Source organism: Pseudomonas macauensis (genome assembly GCF_047902425.1).
Classification (GTDB): domain Bacteria; phylum Pseudomonadota; class Gammaproteobacteria; order Pseudomonadales; family Pseudomonadaceae; genus Pseudomonas.
Window position 1 is genome coordinate 4843950 of record NZ_CP138377.1, and the last position, 19896, is coordinate 4863845.

General features: G+C 66.1%; 19 protein-coding genes. 7 read left to right on the plus strand and 12 right to left on the minus strand.

All coding sequences use genetic code 11. The features are described 5' to 3' along the window. Positions 1–207 precede the first annotated feature (207 nt). The 3 genes from SD196_RS22135 to SD196_RS22145 all read right to left on the minus strand — a co-directional run bounded on the left by SD196_RS22135 (position 208) and on the right by SD196_RS22145 (position 2958). Positions 208–1320, minus strand: a complete 1113-nt coding sequence (locus SD196_RS22135; protein WP_275608509.1) for an NADH:flavin oxidoreductase — start codon at positions 1318–1320, stop codon at positions 208–210. 81 nt (positions 1321–1401) lie between these two features. Further along, a complete protein-coding gene (locus tag SD196_RS22140; RefSeq protein ID WP_331319229.1) occupies positions 1402–1992 on the minus strand; it encodes a TetR/AcrR family transcriptional regulator in 591 nt (196 codons plus the stop codon). Between the two features lie 75 nt (positions 1993–2067). Continuing rightward, positions 2068–2958, minus strand: a complete 891-nt coding sequence (locus SD196_RS22145) for a LysR substrate-binding domain-containing protein (RefSeq protein ID WP_343577471.1) — start codon at positions 2956–2958, stop codon at positions 2068–2070. A 107-nt stretch (positions 2959–3065) separates the two neighbouring features. Here SD196_RS22145 and SD196_RS22150 point away from each other — a divergent pair, with 107 nt between their 5' ends. After that, positions 3066–3473, plus strand: a complete 408-nt coding sequence (locus SD196_RS22150) for a tautomerase family protein (RefSeq protein WP_275608512.1) — start codon at positions 3066–3068, stop codon at positions 3471–3473. Here the strand turns inward: SD196_RS22150 and SD196_RS22155 are convergent. From SD196_RS22155 to SD196_RS22165, 3 genes are all read right to left on the minus strand, one after another. Continuing rightward, a complete protein-coding gene (locus SD196_RS22155) occupies positions 3460–4200 on the minus strand; it encodes a nitroreductase family protein (RefSeq protein WP_331319232.1) in 741 nt (246 codons plus the stop codon). The two genes, SD196_RS22150 and SD196_RS22155, sit on opposite strands and share 14 nt — an antisense overlap. Before the next feature lie 112 nt (positions 4201–4312). Further along, positions 4313–4798 (minus strand): glutathione peroxidase, encoded by a 486-nt coding sequence (locus SD196_RS22160; protein ID WP_331319233.1) that lies wholly within the window; start codon positions 4796–4798, stop codon positions 4313–4315. A 214-nt stretch (positions 4799–5012) separates the two neighbouring features. Continuing rightward, the gene (locus SD196_RS22165; RefSeq protein ID WP_275608515.1) at positions 5013–5498 is read right to left on the minus strand and encodes an FKBP-type peptidyl-prolyl cis-trans isomerase; all 486 of its coding nucleotides are present in this window, start codon (positions 5496–5498) and stop codon (positions 5013–5015) included. Here SD196_RS22165 and SD196_RS22170 point away from each other — a divergent pair. From SD196_RS22170 to SD196_RS22185, 4 genes are all read left to right on the plus strand, one after another. After that, positions 5467–5799, plus strand: coding sequence for a DUF3565 domain-containing protein (locus SD196_RS22170; protein WP_243806424.1), 333 nt, complete (start codon positions 5467–5469; stop codon positions 5797–5799). The two genes, SD196_RS22165 and SD196_RS22170, sit on opposite strands and share 32 nt — an antisense overlap. A gap of 2 nt (positions 5800–5801) precedes the next feature. Further along, positions 5802–6992, plus strand: a complete 1191-nt coding sequence (locus SD196_RS22175) for an acetate kinase (RefSeq protein WP_331319234.1) — start codon at positions 5802–5804, stop codon at positions 6990–6992. A 60-nt stretch (positions 6993–7052) separates the two neighbouring features. Next, entirely contained in the window at positions 7053–9179 is a 2127-nt protein-coding gene (gene pta, locus SD196_RS22180) for a phosphate acetyltransferase (RefSeq protein ID WP_331319235.1), read from the plus strand. 79 nt (positions 9180–9258) lie between these two features. After that, entirely contained in the window at positions 9259–10173 is a 915-nt protein-coding gene (locus SD196_RS22185; RefSeq protein WP_343577462.1) for an acyltransferase, read from the plus strand. A 199-nt stretch (positions 10174–10372) separates the two neighbouring features. On the opposite strand, the gene SD196_RS22190 is transcribed toward SD196_RS22185, so the two are convergent. The 3 genes from SD196_RS22190 to SD196_RS22200 all read right to left on the minus strand — a co-directional run bounded on the left by SD196_RS22190 (position 10373) and on the right by SD196_RS22200 (position 12907). Continuing rightward, positions 10373–11083 carry an OmpA family protein gene (locus SD196_RS22190; RefSeq protein WP_275608519.1) on the minus strand — a complete coding sequence of 237 codons (711 nt, stop codon included), beginning with the start codon at positions 11081–11083 and terminating at the stop codon, positions 10373–10375. A gap of 92 nt (positions 11084–11175) precedes the next feature. Continuing rightward, positions 11176–11817 carry an MBL fold metallo-hydrolase gene (locus SD196_RS22195; RefSeq protein WP_207885970.1) on the minus strand — a complete coding sequence of 214 codons (642 nt, stop codon included), beginning with the start codon at positions 11815–11817 and terminating at the stop codon, positions 11176–11178. Between the two features lie 70 nt (positions 11818–11887). Continuing rightward, positions 11888–12907, minus strand: a complete 1020-nt coding sequence (locus tag SD196_RS22200) for an AraC family transcriptional regulator (RefSeq protein WP_275608520.1) — start codon at positions 12905–12907, stop codon at positions 11888–11890. A gap of 121 nt (positions 12908–13028) precedes the next feature. Between SD196_RS22200 and SD196_RS22205 the strand changes: the two genes are divergently transcribed. Continuing rightward, positions 13029–13868 (plus strand): metal-dependent hydrolase, encoded by an 840-nt coding sequence (locus SD196_RS22205; protein ID WP_275608521.1) that lies wholly within the window; start codon positions 13029–13031, stop codon positions 13866–13868. 344 nt (positions 13869–14212) lie between these two features. Here the strand turns inward: SD196_RS22205 and SD196_RS22210 are convergent, their stop codons facing one another. Further along, positions 14213–15151 carry an alpha/beta fold hydrolase gene (locus SD196_RS22210; protein WP_416310670.1) on the minus strand — a complete coding sequence of 313 codons (939 nt, stop codon included), beginning with the start codon at positions 15149–15151 and terminating at the stop codon, positions 14213–14215. 72 nt (positions 15152–15223) lie between these two features. After that, on the minus strand, positions 15224–15868 hold the full coding sequence (locus SD196_RS22215; protein WP_416310671.1) for a TetR/AcrR family transcriptional regulator: 645 nt from the start codon (positions 15866–15868) through the stop codon (positions 15224–15226). 100 nt (positions 15869–15968) lie between these two features. Between SD196_RS22215 and SD196_RS22220 the strand changes: the two genes are divergently transcribed. Next, positions 15969–16844, plus strand: coding sequence for a hypothetical protein (locus SD196_RS22220; protein ID WP_331319238.1), 876 nt, complete (start codon positions 15969–15971; stop codon positions 16842–16844). 188 nt (positions 16845–17032) lie between these two features. Here the strand turns inward: SD196_RS22220 and SD196_RS22225 are convergent, their stop codons facing one another. After that, entirely contained in the window at positions 17033–19759 is a 2727-nt protein-coding gene (locus tag SD196_RS22225; RefSeq protein ID WP_416310672.1) for a LuxR C-terminal-related transcriptional regulator, read from the minus strand. Between the last annotated feature and the right edge of the window lie 137 nt (positions 19760–19896).

The window sequence follows — 19896 nt, forward strand, 5'->3', positions numbered from 1 at the left end:
ATCCATAGCCAGCCATAAATAGAGCGAATGCAGCGAGAGTGCTCTCGTAGAAACGGATCTTATCCGCGACTCGGCCGACAGGCCGGGGCCTTCGTGAGGATCGCTGTCCCGGCTGCGCCGGGATTTCGCGGAGAAGCTCCGCTCCTACAGAAAGCGAAAGCCCCTGGCACCGTCGGCGCCAGGGGCTTTTTCACATCAGGTCGCGAATCAGGCCAGCGACATCAACGCATCACGGCTGAACGGCTTGATATCGGCCAGGCGGCCATCGCGCACTTTCAGCGCCCAGTCTGGGTCGACCAGCAGCGCACGGCCGACGGCGACCAGGTCGAACTCTTCCTTGTTCAGGCGCTCCAGCAGGCCCTCGATGCCCGAAGGCTGGGCGACTTCCTGGGTGTTGCCGAAGAAGGCCAGGAACTCGCTGCCGTCCAGGCCGACGTTACCGACGGTGATGGTCGGCTTGCCGGTGAGCTGGCGGGTCCAGCCGGCCAGGTTGAGCTCGGAGCCTTCGAATTCAGGAATCCAGAAGCGGCGGGTCGAGCAGTGGAAGATATCCACACCGGCGTCCGACAGCGGCTTGAGGAAGGCTTCCAGCTCCTCGGCGGTCTGCACCAGACGGGCGCTGTAGTCCTGCTGCTTCCACTGGGAGAAGCGGAAGATGATCGGGTAGTCGGGGCCGACAGCCTCGCGCACGGCGCGGATCAGCTCGATGGCGAAGCGCGAGCGGTTGGCCAGGCTGCCGCCGTATTCGTCGGTGCGCTTGTTGCTGCCGTCCCAGAAGAACTGGTCGATCAGGTAGCCGTGGGCGCCGTGGATTTCCACGCCGTCCATGCCGATGGCCTTGGCGTCGCGGGCGGCCTGGGCAAAGGCGGCGATGACGTCCTGGATGTCTTGCTTGGTCATCTCATGGACCAGCACGGTGCCGTCCTTTTCCTTGCCGCTGGGGCCGTAGCCCGGGACGCTGGCGTCCGGTTCGGTGCCCAGGCGGCGCACGGCGCCGACATGCCAGAGCTGCGGGACGATCTTGCCGCCTTCGGCATGCACGGCGTCGACCACCTGCTTCCAGCCGGCCAGGGCGTCTTCACCATGGAAGCGCGGCACGTTCGGGTAGCCGTTGGCGGCCTTGTGGTTGACCGTGGTGCCTTCGGTGACGATCAGGCCGACACCGGCGGCGGCGCGGCGGCGGTAGTACTCCACCACCTGGGCATGGGGCACGCCGCCCGGGCTGAAGTTGCGGGTCATCGGCGCCATCACGATACGCGTGGGCAGTTCCAGGTCGCCCAGGCGGAAAGGCGAGAACAGGGTGTCTACGGATGCGGTCATTGAAGTCTCCATGACGACCAGGCGACCGGTCGTCTCATTCTTTTATGAAGGGCTATGAAGGGTTGGGATGACTCAGGCAGATCAGGCCTGAAGCAGGTGCTCCAGGCGTTCGATGAAACGCTCCACGGGTTTGAGCGAGGCGCTGACCTTCAGTCGCGCCAGCACACCCTGCCAGGCATTGCCGACGAACTCAGCCAGGTGCTCGACGTTCTCCGCGGCCGGCAACTCACCGGCACGCTGGGCGTCAGCGAGGCAGTCGCGCAGGGTATCGATGGACTGCTGCAGGATGCTGTCGATGCGCTCGGCGATGGCCGGCGACAGCTCGGCCATCTCATAGCTCAGGCTGCCGATGAGGCAGTGGTATTCAAGCTTCTCCTGGCGGGCAAAGTGCGCCAGCAGCTCGCGGTAATAGGTGAGGATGCGCGCACGTGGGCCCAGCGCCGGGTTGCCGAGGGCTTCGGCGTAGCGGGCCAGGCGCGGCGCGTAAAGGTGCTCCAGGGCCTGCAGGGCGAAGTCTTCCTTGCTCTCGAAATAGTGATAGAAGGAGCCCTTGGGGATGCCGGCGGCCTGGACGATGTCCTGCACGCCGGTGCCGTGGTAGCCGCAACGGGTCATCGCCAGGGAGCCCTTGGCGAGGATCAGGTCGCGTTTGTCGAGTCGAATGCTGTTCATGGGGAGCAAGAATATGACCGGTCGTCTCGCTTTTCCCAGCATCATTGATCGCGGTGATTTTCCCTCAGAAGCGGATCAGTGAAAGGCCGGGTTTGCCAGCAGCTCGGCAACGCCTTCGCAGAGCAGTTCGCGCAGGCGCGCCACCACCGCTTCGGGCTCGGCCTCGCCGCGATGCAGGCACAGCCCCAGCGGCGCCATGACCGGCAGCCCGGCACGCTCAGGGTCGAGCCGCTCGATACTGGCCGGCAAGCCGATGGGCGTACGCAGGCCAATGCCCAGCCCGGCCGCCACCGCCGCCCAGATACCCGACAGCCCGGCGCTGGTGAACGCCACGCGCCAGGCGATACCCGCGCGGTCCAACGCCTCCGTCGCCGCGCTGCGCAGCAGGCACGGGGACTCCAGCATGACCAGGGGCAACGGTTCCGCGCCGGGCACCGGCAGGCTGTCGGGCGCGCCGATCCAACATTGCGGCACGGCGCCGATACGCTCCATGTGCGCCGTGCGCTCGCCGGTTTCCCAGGCCAGCGCCAGGTCCAGCTCGCCGTTGCGCACGCCTTCGATCAGTTGCTGGTTGCGCGCCGTGCGCACCTCGATACGCACCTTCGGATGGGCACGGGCGAAGCGGGCCAGCACGGCGGGCAGCAGGGTTTCGCCGAAGTCTTCCTGCAGCCCCAGGCGCACGCGGCCTTCCAGTGATCCGCCGCGCAGGGCGCCAGCGGCCTCGTCGTTCAGTTCCAGCAGTCGGCGGGCATAGGCGAGCAGCGTCTCGCCCGCCTCGGTCAGCGCCATGCCACGGCCTTCACGGCGCAGCACCGGGGTGCCGGCCTGCTCCTCCAGCTTCTTCAACTGCGCGCTGACGGCGGAGGTGGAGCGGCCCAGGCGATCCGCGGCGCGGGCGAAGCTGCCCAGCTCGATGCCGGTGACGAAGGTGCGCAGCACGTCCAGATCGAAGTTGATGCGGATCATGGCAACCATCCCATTTAATCGAACTATCGGTGAAATATTTCCCGATTTTCCGAATCAACCTGCCGCGCTAGCCTGGAATCGTCAATCACCAACCGAGGAGCGGCACCATGCCCACCGTTCGCATTTCCCTGCGCAAAGGCAAACAACCGCAGTACCTGCACGAGCTGGCCGATACCGTCTACGATGCCATGCACGAAGCCTTCAACGTGCCGGAAGGCGATCAGTTCGTGATGATCCACCAGCACGAGCCGGAGGAGTTCATCTACAACCGCGGCTATCTGGGCGGGCCGCGCAGCGACGACTTCGTGCTGATCGCCATCACCATCGGCCGCCCCCGCGACGCGCAGACCAAACAGGCTTTCTACCGGCACCTGAACGCGCTGCTGGGCGAACGGCTGGGCATCGCCAGCGAGGACGTGATGGTGCAGATCACCAGCAGCGAGGCGGACGACTGGTCGTTCGGTGGCGGCCGCATGGGCGTGATGACCCGCCCCGACGCGGTCAGTGCCAGCTGACGCGCTGCTCCAGCGGGAAGCGCAGGCGCGCGTTGTAGACGCCATTGTCGGCGGCGCGCCCCACCGCCAGCAGCATGATCGGCACGGCGCGGCGGGGAATATCCAGCACCTTGCGCAGCCGTACTTCGTCGAAGCCCTCCATCGGGCAACTGGCGAGGCCGTGGCTCTGCAGGGCGAGCATCAGGTTCTGCGCCGCCAGCGCGGTGGACTTCACCGCCCACAGGCGCATCTCCGCGTGGCTGTTGGGCTGGCGCATCAGCGCACGGCGCAGGCCGACGAACGCATAGAGGGTGCGCTTGAACAGCCCGCGCAGGCCGAATGCCCCCTGGTTGTACTGGAAGGGCGCGGTGCGCTGGTAGAAGTCCCGCACCTTCTCCGGCACCTGCGGCTCCGGCCACTGGTCGAGGATCGCCGCGCAGGACTCGCGCCAGGTATCCGGGCGCGCCAGCACGGCGATCAGCACTGGCGCCGTGCGCGCCGCGTTCTGCCCCAGGCACACAGGCACCAGCTGGCGACGCAACTCGGCATCGCGGATCACCTGAAAACTCCATGGCTGCAGGTTGCAGGCGTTGGGCGCGAGCACCGCCTGCTCCAGGCAATCGCGCAGCACGGCATCCGGCACCGGCTCATCGAGGAAGCGCCGCACCGCGCGGCGCTGTTCGATCAGCGCGCGCAACGCATCGGGGGTTGCGGGCAGGCAGGATGATTCGGCGGCGAAACGGCTCATGACGGATTCCTCGGGCAGGTCGCCCGATTAAGCCGCCACGCTCGGCGCGGAACAAGTCGAGTGGGAGAAATGCCGGCGGGATTGGCGCAAGCGCCCTCTCCCGCCGGAAGGATCAGGCGCCCAGCGCCTTCTCGATGGCATGCACCAGCGCGGGATCGTCCGGCGCGGTGCGCGGACTGAATCGCGCCAGCACGCGGCCGTCCGGGGCGAGCAGGAACTTCTCGAAGTTCCAGGTGATGTCGCCGGGGAACTCGGCGCCCTCGCCCGCCAGCAGTCGGTACAGCGGGTGGCGTTCCGAACCGTTGACGTCCAGCTTGGAGGACATCGGGAAACTGACCCCGTAGTTCAACGAACAGAACGACTGGATCTCGGCTTCACTGCCAGGCTCCTGCCCGGCGAACTGGTTGCACGGCAGGCCGAGCACCACGAAACCCTGATCCTTGTATTGCTGGTAGAGATTCTCCAGACCGGCGTACTGCGGAGTCAGGCCGCACTTCGAGGCGACGTTGACCACCAGCACGACCTTGCCCTTGAGCGGGGCCAGCGGCAGATCCTGGCCGTCGAGCCCTTGCAGCGTCAGACCGTGAAAAGCGCTCATTGCTTACTCCTTGAAGAGGTAGGCACAGCGTGCCCGCGCAGGGGCGGACAGCGGGTCCGTCGCTCTGCGCCATCCCAATCGATACGGGAAAAAATGCCCTGGCCTTGTTGCACTAGAAAGGCTGCATGAGAAAGGCGCCCGAAGGCGCCTTTCCCAGATGAGCTTAGCAGCTCAATGATGGCTTCACCCGGTCACATCCGACCGGTGAAAACGATCAGTGGTGGTGACCACCTTCGCCGTGGATGTGGCCGTGGGCGACTTCTTCGGCGGAAGCGTCACGCACGTTGACCACCTTCACCTTGAAGTTCAGGCGCTGGCCGGCCAGGGGGTGGTTGCCGTCGACGGTCACGTCGTCGCCGTCGATGTCGCGGATGGTGACGATCTGCATGCCGCCGTCCGGAGCGGAAGCGTGGAACTGCATGCCAACTTCCAGCTCGTCCACGCCTTCGAACATTTCACGGGTCAGGGTGGCGACCAGTTCGGCGCTGTACTCGCCGTAGGCGTCGGCCGGCTCGATGGTGACGTCCAGCTCGTCGCCAACCTGCTTGCCTTCCAGGGCCTTTTCCAGGCCGGCGATGATGTTGTGGGCACCGTGCAGGTAGACCAGCGGAGCGCCGCCGGCGGAGCTGTCGATGACCTCACCTGCGTCGTTGGTCAGGGTATAGTCGATGGAAACCGCCTTGTTGGCCGCGATCTGCATGGTACGAAACCTTTCTGATATAGAAGTTGAGCGCGCAAGTTTACGCTGCGACGCCCCCGAATGCGACCCGAAGACGGACGGACGGGACAACGCGGACGCCCCGCGCCTGCTTGACTTTCATCAGGATGAAGACGGGTACTGGGTGGCAGTCTTGTCCTGCGGCCATACCCAGCACCTGCGGCACCAGCCACCCTGGCAATCCCGGCCCTGGGTGCTGGACCCGCAGCAACGTCAAGCGCAGATCGGCCGGCTCTTCCCCTGCGGCTGGTGCGCCAAGGAACAGAACAGCGACAAGGAGTAGGCATGCCGGCACGCAACATCCTGGTGATCAACTGCGGCAGTTCTTCGATCAAATTCGCCCTGGTTCGAGAGGGGCGCGACGACTTCATCCTCCACGGCCTGGCCGAACGCCTCGGCTCCACCGGCGCCAGCCTGCGCTGGCAGGGCGAGGGCGACGCGCAGCCACAGACCCTGGAACTGCCCGGCGGCGACCACCAGGCCGCCCTCGCCCGCCTGCTGCCGCTGGTGAATGAAGCCGCCCAGGGCGAACTGCATGCCATCGGCCACCGCGTGGTGCACGGCGGCGAACGCTTCACCCAGGCCTCGCGGCTGAATGACGAAGTCCTGGGCGCAATCCGCGAAACCTCGCCGCTCGCGCCGCTGCACAACCCGGCCAACCTGCTGGGCATCGACGCCGCCCTGGCGCTCTACCCGAACCTGCCGCACATCGCCGTGTTCGACACCGCCTTCCACCAGAGCCTGCCCGAGCGCGCCTACCGCTACGCCATCCCCGAGCCGTTGTACCGCGAGCAGCACGTACGCCGCTACGGCTTCCACGGCACCAGCCACCGCTACGTCAGCCACATGGCCGCCGAGATGAGCGGGCTGGCGGTGGGCGACAGCAACTGGCTGTCGGCGCACCTGGGCAACGGCAGCTCGACCTGCGCCATCGCCAACGGCCAGAGCCGCGACACCAGCATGGGCCTGACTCCGCTGGAAGGCCTGATGATGGGCACCCGCTCGGGTGACGTCGATCCGAACCTGCACAGCCACCTGGCGCGCACCCTGGGCTGGAGCCTGGAGAAGATCGACCACATGCTCAACCACGACAGCGGCCTGCTTGGCCTGTCGGGGCTGTCCAACGACATGCGCACCCTGGAACACGCCCGCGAACAGGGCCACGCCGGCGCGGCGCTGGCCATCGAAGTATTCTGTTACCGATTGGCCAAGTCCCTCGCCTCGCTGACCTGTGCGCTGCCGCGCCTGGACGGCATCATCTTCACCGGCGGCATCGGCGAGAACTCGGCCCTGGTGCGCAACCTCACGGTGAAGCACCTGCACGTACTCAATCTCGAACTCGACGGCGAAGCCAACGCCCGCTGCGTACGCGGCGTCGGCGGACCGATCCACCTGCCCGGCCATCCCCGGGTGCTGGTGATTCCCACCAACGAGGAACGGCAGATCGCACTCGACACCCTGGCCGTCCTCGACTGAAGATTCCAGGGCCTGCCCCACAAGGGCAGCGCCCTTTCCCGCACGGCTTAAGGAGCCCGGATGCACACCTTCTTCCTCGCGCCGACCGGTTTCGGTGTCGGCCTGACGTCCACCAGCCTGGGCCTGATCCGCGCCCTGCAACGCGCCGGCCTTAAAGTCGGTTTCTTCAAACCCATCGCCCAACCCCACGCTGGCGACGACGGCCCGGAACGATCCAGCGAGCTGGTCGCCCGCACCCACGGCCTCAATGCCCCTACCCCGCTGTCGCTGGCCAAGGTCGAGCGCATGCTCGGCGATGGCATGCTCGACGAGCTGCTGGAAGACATCGTCGGGATGTTCAACCAGGCGGCGGAAGACAAGGACGTCATGATCGTCGAGGGCATGGTGCCGACCAAGCACGCCAGCTACGCCGCGCGCATCAACGGGCACCTGGCGCGCAGCGTGGACGCCGAGGTGATCCTGGTGTCGGCGCCGGACAACGAGACGGTGAAGGAACTGTCCGACCGCATCGAAATCCTCGCCCAGCTGTTCGGCGGCCCGCGCGATCCGAACCTGGCCGGGCTGATCGTGAACAAGGTGCGCGGCGGCGAAAGCGACGACGCACCGCGCGACGCGGAGGCCGCCGCCCGCCTGTTCGGCGAACGCCTGAAGGAACACTCGTCGCTGCTGCGCGACGGCGACGTGCGCCTGCTCGGCTGCATTCCTTGGCAGGACGAGATGAACGCCCCACGAACCCGCGACGTGGCCGACCTGCTGGATGCCAGCGTGCTCAACGCCGGCGACTACGAACAACGCCGCGTGCAGAAGATCATCCTCTGCGCCCCCTCGGCGCCGAACACCGTGCACCTGCTCAAGCCCGGTGTGCTGGTGGTGGTGCCGGGCGACCGCGACGACATCATCCTCGCCTCCTGCCTGGCCGCCATGAACGGCGTGCCGCTGGCCGGCCTGCTGCTGTGCTCGGGGCTGACGCCTGACGCACGGATCATGGAGCTGTGCCGCAGCGCACTGCAGAGCGGCCTGCCGGTACTGACGGTGAAGACCGGCTCCTTCGACACCGCCGGCGACCTTACCCGGATGAACAAGGAAATCCCGGTGGATGACCGCGAGCGCGCCGAGCGCGTCACCGAGTTCGTCGCCGGACACATCGACTTCGAATGGCTGAAGGACCGCTGCGGCGCGCCCCACGAACTGCGCCTGTCGCCGCCGGTGTTCCGCTACCAGCTGACCCAGCGCGCCAACCGCGCGGGCAAGCGCATCGTCCTGCCCGAAGGCAGCGAGCCGCGCACCGTGCAGGCCGCCTCGATCTGCCATGCGCGCGGCATCGCCCGCTGCGTGCTGCTGGCCAAGCCCGACGACGTGCAGGCGGTGGCGCAGATGCTCGGCATCGTGCTGCCCGAGGACCTGGAAATCATCGACCCGGACCTGGTGCGCAGCCGCTACGTCGAGCCCATGGTCGAACTGCGCAAGGGCAAGAGCCTGAACGCGCCGATGGCCGAGCAGCAGCTGGAAGACAACACGGTGCTGGGCACCATGATGCTCGCCCTGGACGAAGTGGACGGTCTGGTCTCCGGTGCCATCCACACCACCGCCAACACTATTCGCCCGGCGCTGCAGCTGATCAAGACCGCGCCCGGCTACAACCTGGTGTCCTCGGTGTTCTTCATGCTGCTGCCCGACCAGGTGGTGGTCTATGGCGACTGCGCGGTGAATCCCGATCCTTCGGCCAGTGACCTGGCGGAGATCGCACTGCAAAGTGCCGACTCCGCGCAGGCCTTCGGCATCACCCCGCGGGTGGCGATGATCAGCTACTCCACCGGCGACTCCGGAAGTGGCGCAGATGTCGAGAAAGTGCGTGAAGCCACGCGCATCGCGCAGGAAAAACGCCCCGATCTGTTGATTGATGGCCCCTTGCAGTATGATGCCGCCGCCATCGCCAGCGTCGGCCGCCAGAAGGCACCCGACAGCCCGGTGGCAGGACGCGCCAACGTGTTCGTGTTCCCCGACCTGAACACCGGGAACACCACCTACAAGGCCGTCCAGCGCAGCGCCGACTGCGTCAGCATCGGGCCGATGCTGCAGGGGCTGCGCAAACCGGTGAACGACCTGTCGCGCGGCGCGCTGGTGGACGACATCGTCTACACCATCGCGCTCACCGCGATCCAGGCCGACAGCGGCAAGGACGGCTGACAACCCGGCACGAGGATGTGCCCGAGAACGCTTCACGCGCCCGGTGGACCGGGCGCCCACGTACAAGGACCATTCCTCGATGTTGAGTTTCCTTCCTGCCAGCCTGCGCGGCATCCTCGCCAGCCTCATCCTGTTCGTCAGCACGTTGTGCTGGGCAACCCTGCTGTTCAGCATGACCCTGGTGAAGATCCTGTTGCCATTCGCGGCTGCACAAAGCGTCTGCAGCAAGATCATGAGCCTGATCGCCGAAGGCTGGATCGGCTGCAACAAGGGCTGGATGAACCTGGTCCGCGACACCCGCTGGGACGTCAAGGGCCTGGAAAGCCTGGAGTACGAGCACTCCTACCTGGTCACCAGCAACCACCAGAGCTGGGTCGACATCCTCGTCCTGCAGTACCAGCTCAACCGCCGCGTGCCGCTGCTGCGCTTCTTCCTCAAGCAGGAACTGATCTGGGTTCCGATCATCGGCCTGTGCTGGTGGGCGCTCGATTTCCCCTTCATGAAGCGCTACACCAAGGCGTATCTCGCCAAGCACCCGGAGAAGAAAGGCAAGGACCTGGAGACCACCCGCAAGGCGTGCGCCAAGTTCAGCCGGATTCCGGTGTCGATCTTCAACTTCCTCGAAGGCACCCGCTTCACCCCGGCCAAGCACGACGAACAGCAGTCGCCCTTCCGCTACCTGCTCAAGCCCAAGGCCGGCGGTATCGCCTTCGTCCTCGACGCCATGGGCGAACAACTGCGCACCCTGGTGAACGTCACCATCCACTACCCCGACGGCCGCCCGACCTTCTGGTGCCTGCTGTCGGGCAAGCTGCGCGAAGTGGTGGTGCGTTTCGAGGAGCTGGAGATTCCGCGCCAGTTCGTCGGCAAGAGCTACGACCAGGACGAGGGCTACCGCGCCGAATTCCAGCTGTGGGTGAACCAGCTCTGGGAGCGAAAGGACCAGATACTGGCGCAGCTGCACCGCGAGTTTCCGGCCGCTGCCAAAGCGTGAGTTTTTTGTAGGAGCGAGCTTGCTCGCGAACAGCCCCCGCTGCGGGGCTGGGGTTCGCGAGCAAGCTCGCTCCTACAGGTTCGGCCCCGTGCCACGTGCAACCCAGGAACGTAGCGCGTACAACCGTGACACGAATTCCCCCAAAAAAAGACGCCCATGAAAAAGCCCGCCAATCGGCGGGCTTTTTCATGGGCGGCGCTTACTGCTGGTACTGCTGAGTCTGCGCGCCCGGCAGGGCCTTCAGGTTCACTTCGACGCGGCGGTTCTGCGCGCGGCCGTTGGCGTCGGCGTTGGACGCGATCGGCTGGTCCGGGCCCATGCCACGGGTGCTTACGCGGGTGGAGTCTACGCCTTGGGAGGTCAGGTATGCGGCCACGGACTGCGCACGACGCTGGGACAGGTCCATGTTGTGCTGGCGGCTGCCGGTGCTGTCGGTGTAACCGACGATCTCGATGCTGTTCTGGTTGAACTCCTTGAAGGAGTTGGCCAGGTTGTTCAGCGGGGTGTAGAAGGACGGAGCAATGTTCGCCGAGTCGGTGGCGAAGGTGATGTTGCCCGGCATGATCAGCTTGATGTCATCGCCCTGGCGCTCGACCTGTACGCCGGTGCCTTGCATCTGCTGGCGCAGCTTGGCTTCCTGCTTGTCGGCGTAGTAGCCGTAACCGGCGGCGGCGGCACCGATGGCGGCAGCGCCGATCATCGCGCCCTTGCCACGGTTGTCGTGGTTGATCGCGGCACCGGCGACAGCGCCGGCCAGCGCGCCCAGGGCACCGTACTTGGCGGTCTTGCTCATGCCACCCTCGGCCGGGGCCTGGGTGTTGGGATCATAAGGATTCTGGGAAGCGCAACCGGCCATGAGAGCGAGGACGGTGGCAGCCGCGACCATGGACAGACTACGTGCAGTGAACATGAAGGAAGACTCCTGGATAACGAAATCGCCCGATTGGGCGCTGGTTAGATCATACAACAGCAAAAAGATTCAATTTTCCTTAACGCGCGCCATCAGGCCCGAATGAATGGGTTCTCGCGCATCTCGTCGCCCAGACAGGTATCCGGACCGTGGCCGGTCACCACGGTGGCCTCCTCGTCCAACGAATACAGACGCTCGCGGATCGAACGCTCGATGGTGTCGTAATCACCGCCCCACAGGTCCGTGCGACCGATGCTGCGGCGGAACAGGGTGTCGCCGGCGATCAGCAGCTTGTCCTTGGGGAACCAGAAGCTCATCGAGCCCGGCGTATGCCCCGGCGTGTGCAGCGCCACGCCGCAACCGCAGGCCAGTTCCTCGTCATCCGCCAGCCACTGGTCCGGCGACGGCACCGGGGTGTAGGGCACGCCGAACATGCGGCACTGCATCTCCAGGTTGTCCCAGAGGAACTGGTCATCCTTGTGCAGGTGCAGGGTGGCACCGGTCTTTTCCTTCATCTGCCCGGAGGCGAGGAAATGATCGAGGTGCGCGTGGGTGTGGATGATGCTGACCACCTTCAGCCCCAGCGCGTCGAGACGCTGCAGGATGAGTTCGTGGTCACCGCCCGGATCGACGACGATGGCCTTCTTCGTCAGCGGGTCGCCGATGATGGTGCAGTTGCATTGCAACGGGCCGACGGGGAAGGTTTCGCGGATCAGCGCGGGCTGCTCACTCATCACGGGCTCACTCGATGGGATTGGGCGGACCGGCATTTTCGCCTATTCCACCCTGCCCTGGCGAGCCGGCTCAATCGTCCCGGCGGTAGTCGGTCGGCAGCTTGCCGGTCCATTTCCTGAACGCCCGACGGAAGTTCGACGGGTCGTTGAAGCCCAGCAGCAGCGCGATCTCGTAGAGCGGCAGGTGTGTGGTGGTGAGGTACTGCAGGGCCAGGCGCTTGCGCACGTCGTCGAGCACTTCCTGGTAGGTGGTGCCCAGGTTCGATAAATGTCGACGCAGGCTGCGGCCGCTGGTGTGCAACTCGCCCGCCACGGTCTCCAGGTCGGGGAACTCGCCGGGACGCGCCAGCAGCAGTCGGCGAATACGGGTCAGCAGCCCTTCCTGCACGTCCAGCGTGGCCAACAGGGCCTCGCACTGCTGCTCGCACATCTGCACGGTGGCCGGGTTGGCCAGGGCCATGGGCCGCGCCAGGTAGTCGCTGGGCAGGCCGATGAAATGGAACGGCTGGTCGAACGACACCTCGCCGCCGAACACCTCGGCGTAACGCTCCGCGTAGGCCGGCGCGGCATGGCCGAAGCCGACGCTGACGCCCTGCAAAGGTTCGCCGACGAGGAAGCGGGCGATGGTGTAGAGGCTGGTCATCAGGCCTTCGGCGGCGAAACGCCCCATCGGCCCGAGCGGGATCGACTCGCTGGCGCGCAGGTAGGAGATGCCTTCGTCTTCCACCATCTCCAGGTCGTAGGCCAGGCCGAGCACGCGGTAGTACTTCAGGGCGAAGCCGATGGCGCGTTCGAGGTTGGCGCTGGAGAGCACCGCGTAGCCGAGGATACCGTGGGTGGAGACGTTCAGCCGCAGCCCCAGCAGCAGGCCGAAGGCCGGCTCGTTGCAGTGCGCCAGGGCGGTGCCGGCGAGCAGGTTGAAGTCGATGAAGGACAGGCGGCCATTGGGGCTTTGCAGCACCTCGGGGCGCACACGGGCCAGCTCGAACAGGCGCGCGCGGGGCACGCCCAGCTCCTCGGCAAGATCGAGCAGCGCCTGTGCATAGGCGACGGGCACCAGTTCGGCGGTGAAATTGAGCGGTTGTTTCATCGTTTTTCTTGTGTCGACCGCTGGCCGGATATGACCGGAAAGTTGGCAGACAATAACCTTGTGACGCTTTCCCCACAAGCCCACAGTACTGACCATGGACAACCACAACAATGGAGCCGCCATGGCCAGCACCACCCCCGCGGGACTGGAAATCAAGCCCCGGCATATGGACTTCGATCTGCCCGATCCGCTGCCGCGTCACTGGCATGGCGGAGACGCCTTCAAGTCCCATCTGTTCGATGCGATGTCGGTGCTGTTCCCCGACGGCGAGCGCTTCTTCATCGACTCGGTGCGGCAGTTCCGCGAGGACATCACCGACCCGGTGCTCAAGGAGCAGATCCGTGGTTTCATCGGCCAGGAAGGTCACCACAGTCGCGAGCACCTGGTGTACAGCCAGCGTCTGCGCGAGCAGGGCTACGACATCACGCGCATCGAGAAGCTGGCCCAGGCGCGCATCCGTTTCACCCAGAAGAAATTCCCCGCCAAGCGCCAGCTGGCTGCCACCGCCGCGCTGGAGCACATCACCGCGATCATGGCCAACGGGCTGCTGACCGACCCGCGTACCATGGAGGGCGCCGACCCGGTGATGCAGCGCCTGTGGCGCTGGCACGCGCTGGAAGAGACCGAGCACAAGGCGGTCGCCTTTGACGTCTACAACCAGGTCTGTGGCAGCCGCAAGCTGCTGCGCCGGGCGATGATCATGGCGACCTTCTTCTTCGTCCTCGACACCTTCCGTGGCCTCACCCACATGCTGCGCAAGGACGGCCTGCTGTGGAACTGGCGGGTCTGGCGCGACGGGCTGAAGTGGAGCTGGGGCAAGCACGGCGTGTTCCGCCCGCTGGTGCGCGAGTACCTGGACTTCTTCAGGGCCGACTTCCATCCCTGGCAGCACAACAACCTCGATCTGCTGCACGAGGTGCGTCGGGAGTACGACCCGCAGCCGCTGGCGCACGCGGGCTGAGTTTTTCGCCGCAGCAACCGCCGCCCCGTCTTGTCGGGGCGGCGTTGTTTTCGAGATGCCGGCCTATCGGCCGGTTTCGCGGATAAGATCCGCTCCTACGAAACGGTCCGGTGCGACGCACCTGTAGGGGCAACTGTCTTCTTCGGGAAAGTCGGTGCCGGTATTTCCCCTCACCCCAGCCCTCTCCCGGAGGGAGAGGGGGCAGACCGTGCAGGCTGACGCCAAGGTTTCCTCCTAAATCGAACGGTCCCCTCTCCCGCTTGCGGGAGAGGGTTAGGGTGAGGGGCTCTTGTAGGAACGAAAAAGCCCGGCGCTGGGCCGGGCTTTTCCTGGAGCGGTCGGGCTCAGGCATGCAGGAAACGCAATGCATCCGCCGCCGACTCCTGGGGAATCTCTTCCATCGGGATATGCCCCACGCCCGGATAGACCTTCACCTCGATCCCCGGCACATCACGCTGCCACATCGGCACGTGGCGCGGCGAAATCCAGCGATCGCGCTCGCCCCACATCAGCATCGTCGGCACCTTGAGCCCCGCCACGCGGTTCGGGGTGCCGGTCAGCTCCTCGCGGTTGGCCTTCACCAGCACGCGGAAGATATCGATCATCGCCCGGCGGTTACCCGGACGGCGGCTGATGTCGTAGTAGCGGTCGATCACACCCGGTTTGATCTTGCGCGCATCGCCGTAGACTTCCTTGATGCCCTGGGCCACCAGCGCGCGCGGCATCCACATCGGCATCAGGATGCCGGCGCCGGGCAACACGGCGCTGGCGATCATCAGCGGCACCTTCTGCATGTAGTAGCCGGCCGGGTCGATCAGGATCAGCCGCTCCACCCGGTGCGGTTGCGCCAGCGCATAGTTCCAGGCGATGTAGCCGCCCAGGGAGTTGCCGGCGATGGAGACGTGCTTGAGGTCCAGGCGATCGAGGAACATGCCGAACACCTTCACCAGGCGCTCGCCGCTGTATTCGCGGTCGTGACCGCCGCCGGTGAGGCCGAAACCCGGTACGTCGAGGCGGATGATGCGGAAGTGCTCGCTCAGCTCGGCGACCCAGCCGTCCCAGGTGTGCAGCGACGCCATCACGCCGTGGACCATCACCAGCACCGGCTTGTCGCGGCTGCCTTCGTCACGGTAATGGATGTCGAAGCCGTCGACGTTGATGAAGCGCGAGCCGGTTTCCGGCGCAGCGTAGCGGTCCTTCAGCGCAGCCAGCGACAGGGCGCCGAAGCCGTAGCGAGCCAGGCCCTCGGCCAGTGGCTGTTGCAGAGACAGGGTGGCGGACATGGACGAGTGACTCCCGTGCTTGTTGTTCTCGAACCGAGATCACACCACAGCCCGCTTTCCACCGCGCCCAACCTAGGTAGTGCGTGAGCAGAGCGTCGTTACCAATAGGTCACCAATGACCTGCTTCACCTCACCCAGCGGCATGTCGCCGCCCTTGCCCAGCAGCTCCAGCGAAGTGGCCTCCAACGCCCAGATCAGCGCCTGGTAGGTCAGCGCCGCGTGCCGCACGCCTTCGCCCTGGAAGCGCTCTTCGAGCAACGCCCGCAGCTCACGGTGCGCCTCGGCGCGATGGGCGGCGAGAGGCGAGTCGGTGCGCAACGCTTCCTCGTGCATCAGGCGGATGATCGGCCCCACCGCCAGGTGATAGTCGAAGAAGCGCTCGACCATCGCCCGCAGCCAGGCATCGGTGCCGCCGGCGTCGGTGCGCATCTCGCGAAAGCGCATCAAGAGCAGTTGCACCGCCGTGCGGTAGATGCCTTCGAGCACGTCGAGCTTGCTCTGGAAGTACTTGTAGAAGGTGCGCCGCGACACCTTGGCGGCGTCCAGCAGGTCGTTCACCGTGGTATCGGCCAGCCCCTTGGCGACGAACACCGGAATGCTCGCCAACTGGATGTTGGCCCGTTGCAGGTGCCCCACCAGCGGCCCGTCGCTCTGGCGCGCCACCGCGCCGATACCGCCGAGGTCCTCGAAGACCGCGCTGACCGCTGCCGACTCCATCTCCCCTCCCCCGCATCACCCAACCAAGGCGCGGGATGACGCCGCTCCCCGGCCTCGTTAACCTAGGCCGACCGCTCCCCCGCGCAAGGAAAGCCCGTTCGTGCCGAACCTACCACGCCGTCTGCTCTGGCCGCTGGCCATCCTTTTGCTGGTTCTCTGTCGCCCCGCCTTCAGCGCCGACCTGTACTACCTCGGCCAGAAGATCCCGGACATCAAACGCCCCTGGACCAGCGCCGACTACCAGCTGCTGATCGACGCGCTGAAGAAGATCGACGAATCCCAGGCCAACGGCCTGCCCCGACGCAGCGGCGAGTTCACCGGGCCGATCTACCAGCGCATGGTCAGCGAGGAAAACTTCCGCCCGCAGCTGAACATCTACGCCCCGCTGGAGCTGCGGCAGAACGAGGCGCGCGAGGTGCTGTTCAAGCTCAAGGAGCTGATGCGCCTGTACTTCGACTTCCGCGCCGCCAAGCAGCCTTACGGCGCCGAGGCGCTGGGTCTGATGAGCTATTCGCTGCGCGAACAGGCGATCCTGTTCAACCTGACGGTGGAATTCTGGATGACCCTGGCGCAGAACGAGCAACGCAATCCGGTGCGCCTGCAAGGCATGCAGGAAGCCAAGGCGGCAGCCTCGATGCTCACCAGCAGCGCGCTGGACTACCTCGGCCTCACCGCCCAGTTCGACCGACAGGACCTGGTGCTCTACAGCGCCGAGCTGTCCAAGCAGATGCCCGAGCTGTTCATCCACCTGCCGGCGGAAGTGCGCGCGCAGTTGCTGATGCGCGTGGACGAACTGGCGCAGAAGCATGCCTATGCCGAAGTGCGCGAGAACATGCGCGATCTGCAGCCGGTGCTGCAGGCGATCCAGGATGACGTGCAGAAACAGTTGGCCGCTCCGGCCAAGGGGCAGGCCGTGCCGAAGGGACTGGATTTGAGCGCGCCAGCGGAGCCGGAGAAGAAGAAAGGGGTGATGTGATGCGGGGGCAAGCCCCGAGTCACGAAGAAGCCGGTGGAGCGAGCTGAAAGCTCCACCCCCAATCCTGCTTTGGCCACCCTCTCCCAAAGGGAGAGGGGACTGATCGGTGCAGGGAGAAGCTCAAGACGGCCCCCTCTCCCTCCGGGAGAGGGCTGGGGTGAGGGGAACCAACGGACAGCGGAATCCCCCTAGCGCAATAACCCCATCTCCTTCGCCCGCGCCACCGCCTGGGTGCGGCGCTCCACGCCGAGCTTGTCGTTGATGTGCCGGGCGTGACTCTTGACCGTATGCAGGGAGATGAACAGCCGATCACTGATCTCCTGGTTGGAGCAGCCCTGGGCGATCAGCTCCAACACCGCCAGCTCGCGGCCGCTCAGGCAATCGGTGAGTGCTACGCAGCGTTCCGGCGGCGCCGGCAAGCGTTCACGCAGAGCCTCCATGGCCGGCGAAGAAGCCCGCACAGCCAGTTGCTCACGCAGCCATTCCGGATGCTGCAGCAGCACTTCATGCAACGGGATCAGCAGGCCCACGGCCAGGCCATTCAGGCACTCGCCCAGCTCGAAGGAGGCCTCGCGCTCGCGACCGTCCTGCAGCAGCAAGGCGACCAGTTGGCCCTGGGCGAAGCGCGCCTGCAACTGCGCACCGCCTTGCAGGGCGCCGCTGGCCACGGCGCGCAGCCGCGCTTCGGCATCGGCCATGCGGCCTTCGCGGCGCTCCAGCTGGGACTGGAGCATTTCCACATGGCGCGGCAGCTGCGGCGAACACTCCGGCGGCGTGGCCGGTTCGTCGCCGGTGTAGGTGTCGCGCAGGCGCTCCAGCCAGGCGGCCGCCAGTTCGGTCTGCCCCTGGCCGAGCCAGAGTTCACATTTGATCAGGGTGATGGCCGACAGGTAGTAGACCGGCGGCACGTCCCACACGTGCATCATCCGCTCGACCTCGGCCAGGTGGGCGAAGGCGCGGGTGTAGTTGCCCAGCCGCCCTTCCAGGCTGGCCAGCACGCAGAAGCCGATGATCAGGCTGATATCCCGGCAGGCACGCGCTTCTTCAATGCCAGCCTTGAGGCACTTGCGCGCCTCGTCCGGCTGTAGCGCGAGGCTGCGCAGGTAGCCCTGGTAGAGCATCAGCCGCCCGCGCACGGCGTAGCGGCGCTGGCTTGACAGCCCGGAGAGTCGCGCCAGCCCCTGGCGAACCTCCTCTTCGGCGCGCAGCACCTCGCCGCGCGCCTGCAGGACGCGGGCGCGGTCGTAATGCACCATGGCCTCGAACAGCGGATTGCCGAAGCGTTGCGCCAGCTCCAGGGCATCCCGGTTCAGGTTGCGGGCACGCCACAGGTCGTCGCGGACGATGGCCAGGTTGCTCAGGGTCGACAGGCACAACAGGCGCGGGCCGAAGCGTTCCGGTCCGAGCCCTTGCAGGGCCTCCTCGCAGTGTCGCTCGGCGGTGGCGATGTCGCCGCGCCCCCGGGCAACGACACCCGCCAGCGCCTGCCACTGGGCCATCAGGTCGCGCTGGGTGGCCGGATCGGCCGCCGGCAGGAAGCGCGACAGTTGCAGCCCCAGTTCCTCGGCGGCGTCCAGCTGGCAAGCCAGCGCCAGGGCCCAGCTGTACAGCACGATCAGACGCGGCGTGCTGGCCAGCAGGCTGTCGGGCAGGTCCATCTTCCAGCGCAGCAGCGTGGCGACGTTCTGTTCGGCCAGCAGCTGTTCCTCGGACAGGCTCTGCACCAGGTTCGCCGCCACTTCCGGGTGACCGGCGCGCAGGGCCTGTTCCACGGCCTCGTCGAACAATCCCTGGGTGCTGAACCAGCGGCACGCACGCAGATGCAGTGCCGCCGCCGAAGGGCCGGAGCCGGGCAGCGGCCGCGCCAGCAACAGGTCGGAGAACAGGTGGTGATAGCGGAACCACTGGCCCTGCTCGTCCAGCGGCACCAGGAATACCTGGTGCTGCTGCAGATGACGCAGGATCGAAGCGCTGTCATGGGAGTCCCGAAGGGAATCACAAAGCTCGGCGGAGAAGCGCTCGAAGCGCGCGGTCTGGTAAAGGAAGACCTGCACCTCCGGCGACTGCTTGTCGATCACTTCTTCCAGCAGGTAATCGCGGATCAGCTCCTCGGCGCCGTGCACCGAAAGATCGGGCACCTTCGCCGCCAGCTCGTCGCCATGGGCCAGCAGCCACAGGCGCAGGCCGGCGATCCAGCCTTCGCTGCGCTCGACCAGGTTATCCAGGGCGTTGTCATCCAGCTGCGCGCCGTTGGCAGATACCAGCCGCGCGGTTTCCTCGGCGGTCAGCCGCAGGTCCTGTTCGCTGAACTCCAGCAGGTGCCGCGACAGGCGCAGCCGGGCCAGGTGCCAGTCGGGGCGCTGGCGGCTGGTGACCAGCAGCACCAGGCCGGGTGGCTGGTGGTTGAGGAGAAATTGCAGGCAGCGGTCGAGCACCGCGCCCTGGGCCAGGTGGTAGTCGTCGAGCACCAGCAGCAGCGGGCGCTCGACGGAGAGGCAGTCCACCAGTTCGTCGAGCAGGTCGTCGAGCCAGGCTTCGAAGGCGAACGGCTGGTGCCGCTGACGCATCTTCAGGATGCCCAGCGCCTCCTCGCCCAGCATGGGAAAGTGCAGGCGCAAGCCTTCGAGCAGGCGTTCGAGGAAACGCCCCGGATCACTATCCCTGGCACTGAGCCCCAGCCACAGACTGCACCATTGGCTTTCCAGCGTCTGACAGAACTCGATGGCCAATGAGCTCTTGCCGAACCCCGCCGGCGCAGACACCAGAATCAGCCGTCCCTCCAGTCCGGACGCCATGCGCTCGCACAGTCGCGAGCGCGAGACGTGGCCATGCGGCAGCGGCGGCCGGAAGAAACGGCTGCCCCCTGTGCTGGTGGGAACCTCGGTCAGTCGTGGCAGAGTCGAGAAGTCGGTCATCAGCCTGGCTCTTGCTCTAGCTCTTGTTTCTATGTGGACGGAGCCTAGCCGCTCGCGAGCGGTATTTGAAGCCGATTTTGTTACCGTTGCCCACAAGATGACCAGAAGCCTTCCGACATTCCGCATTCCCATTCATC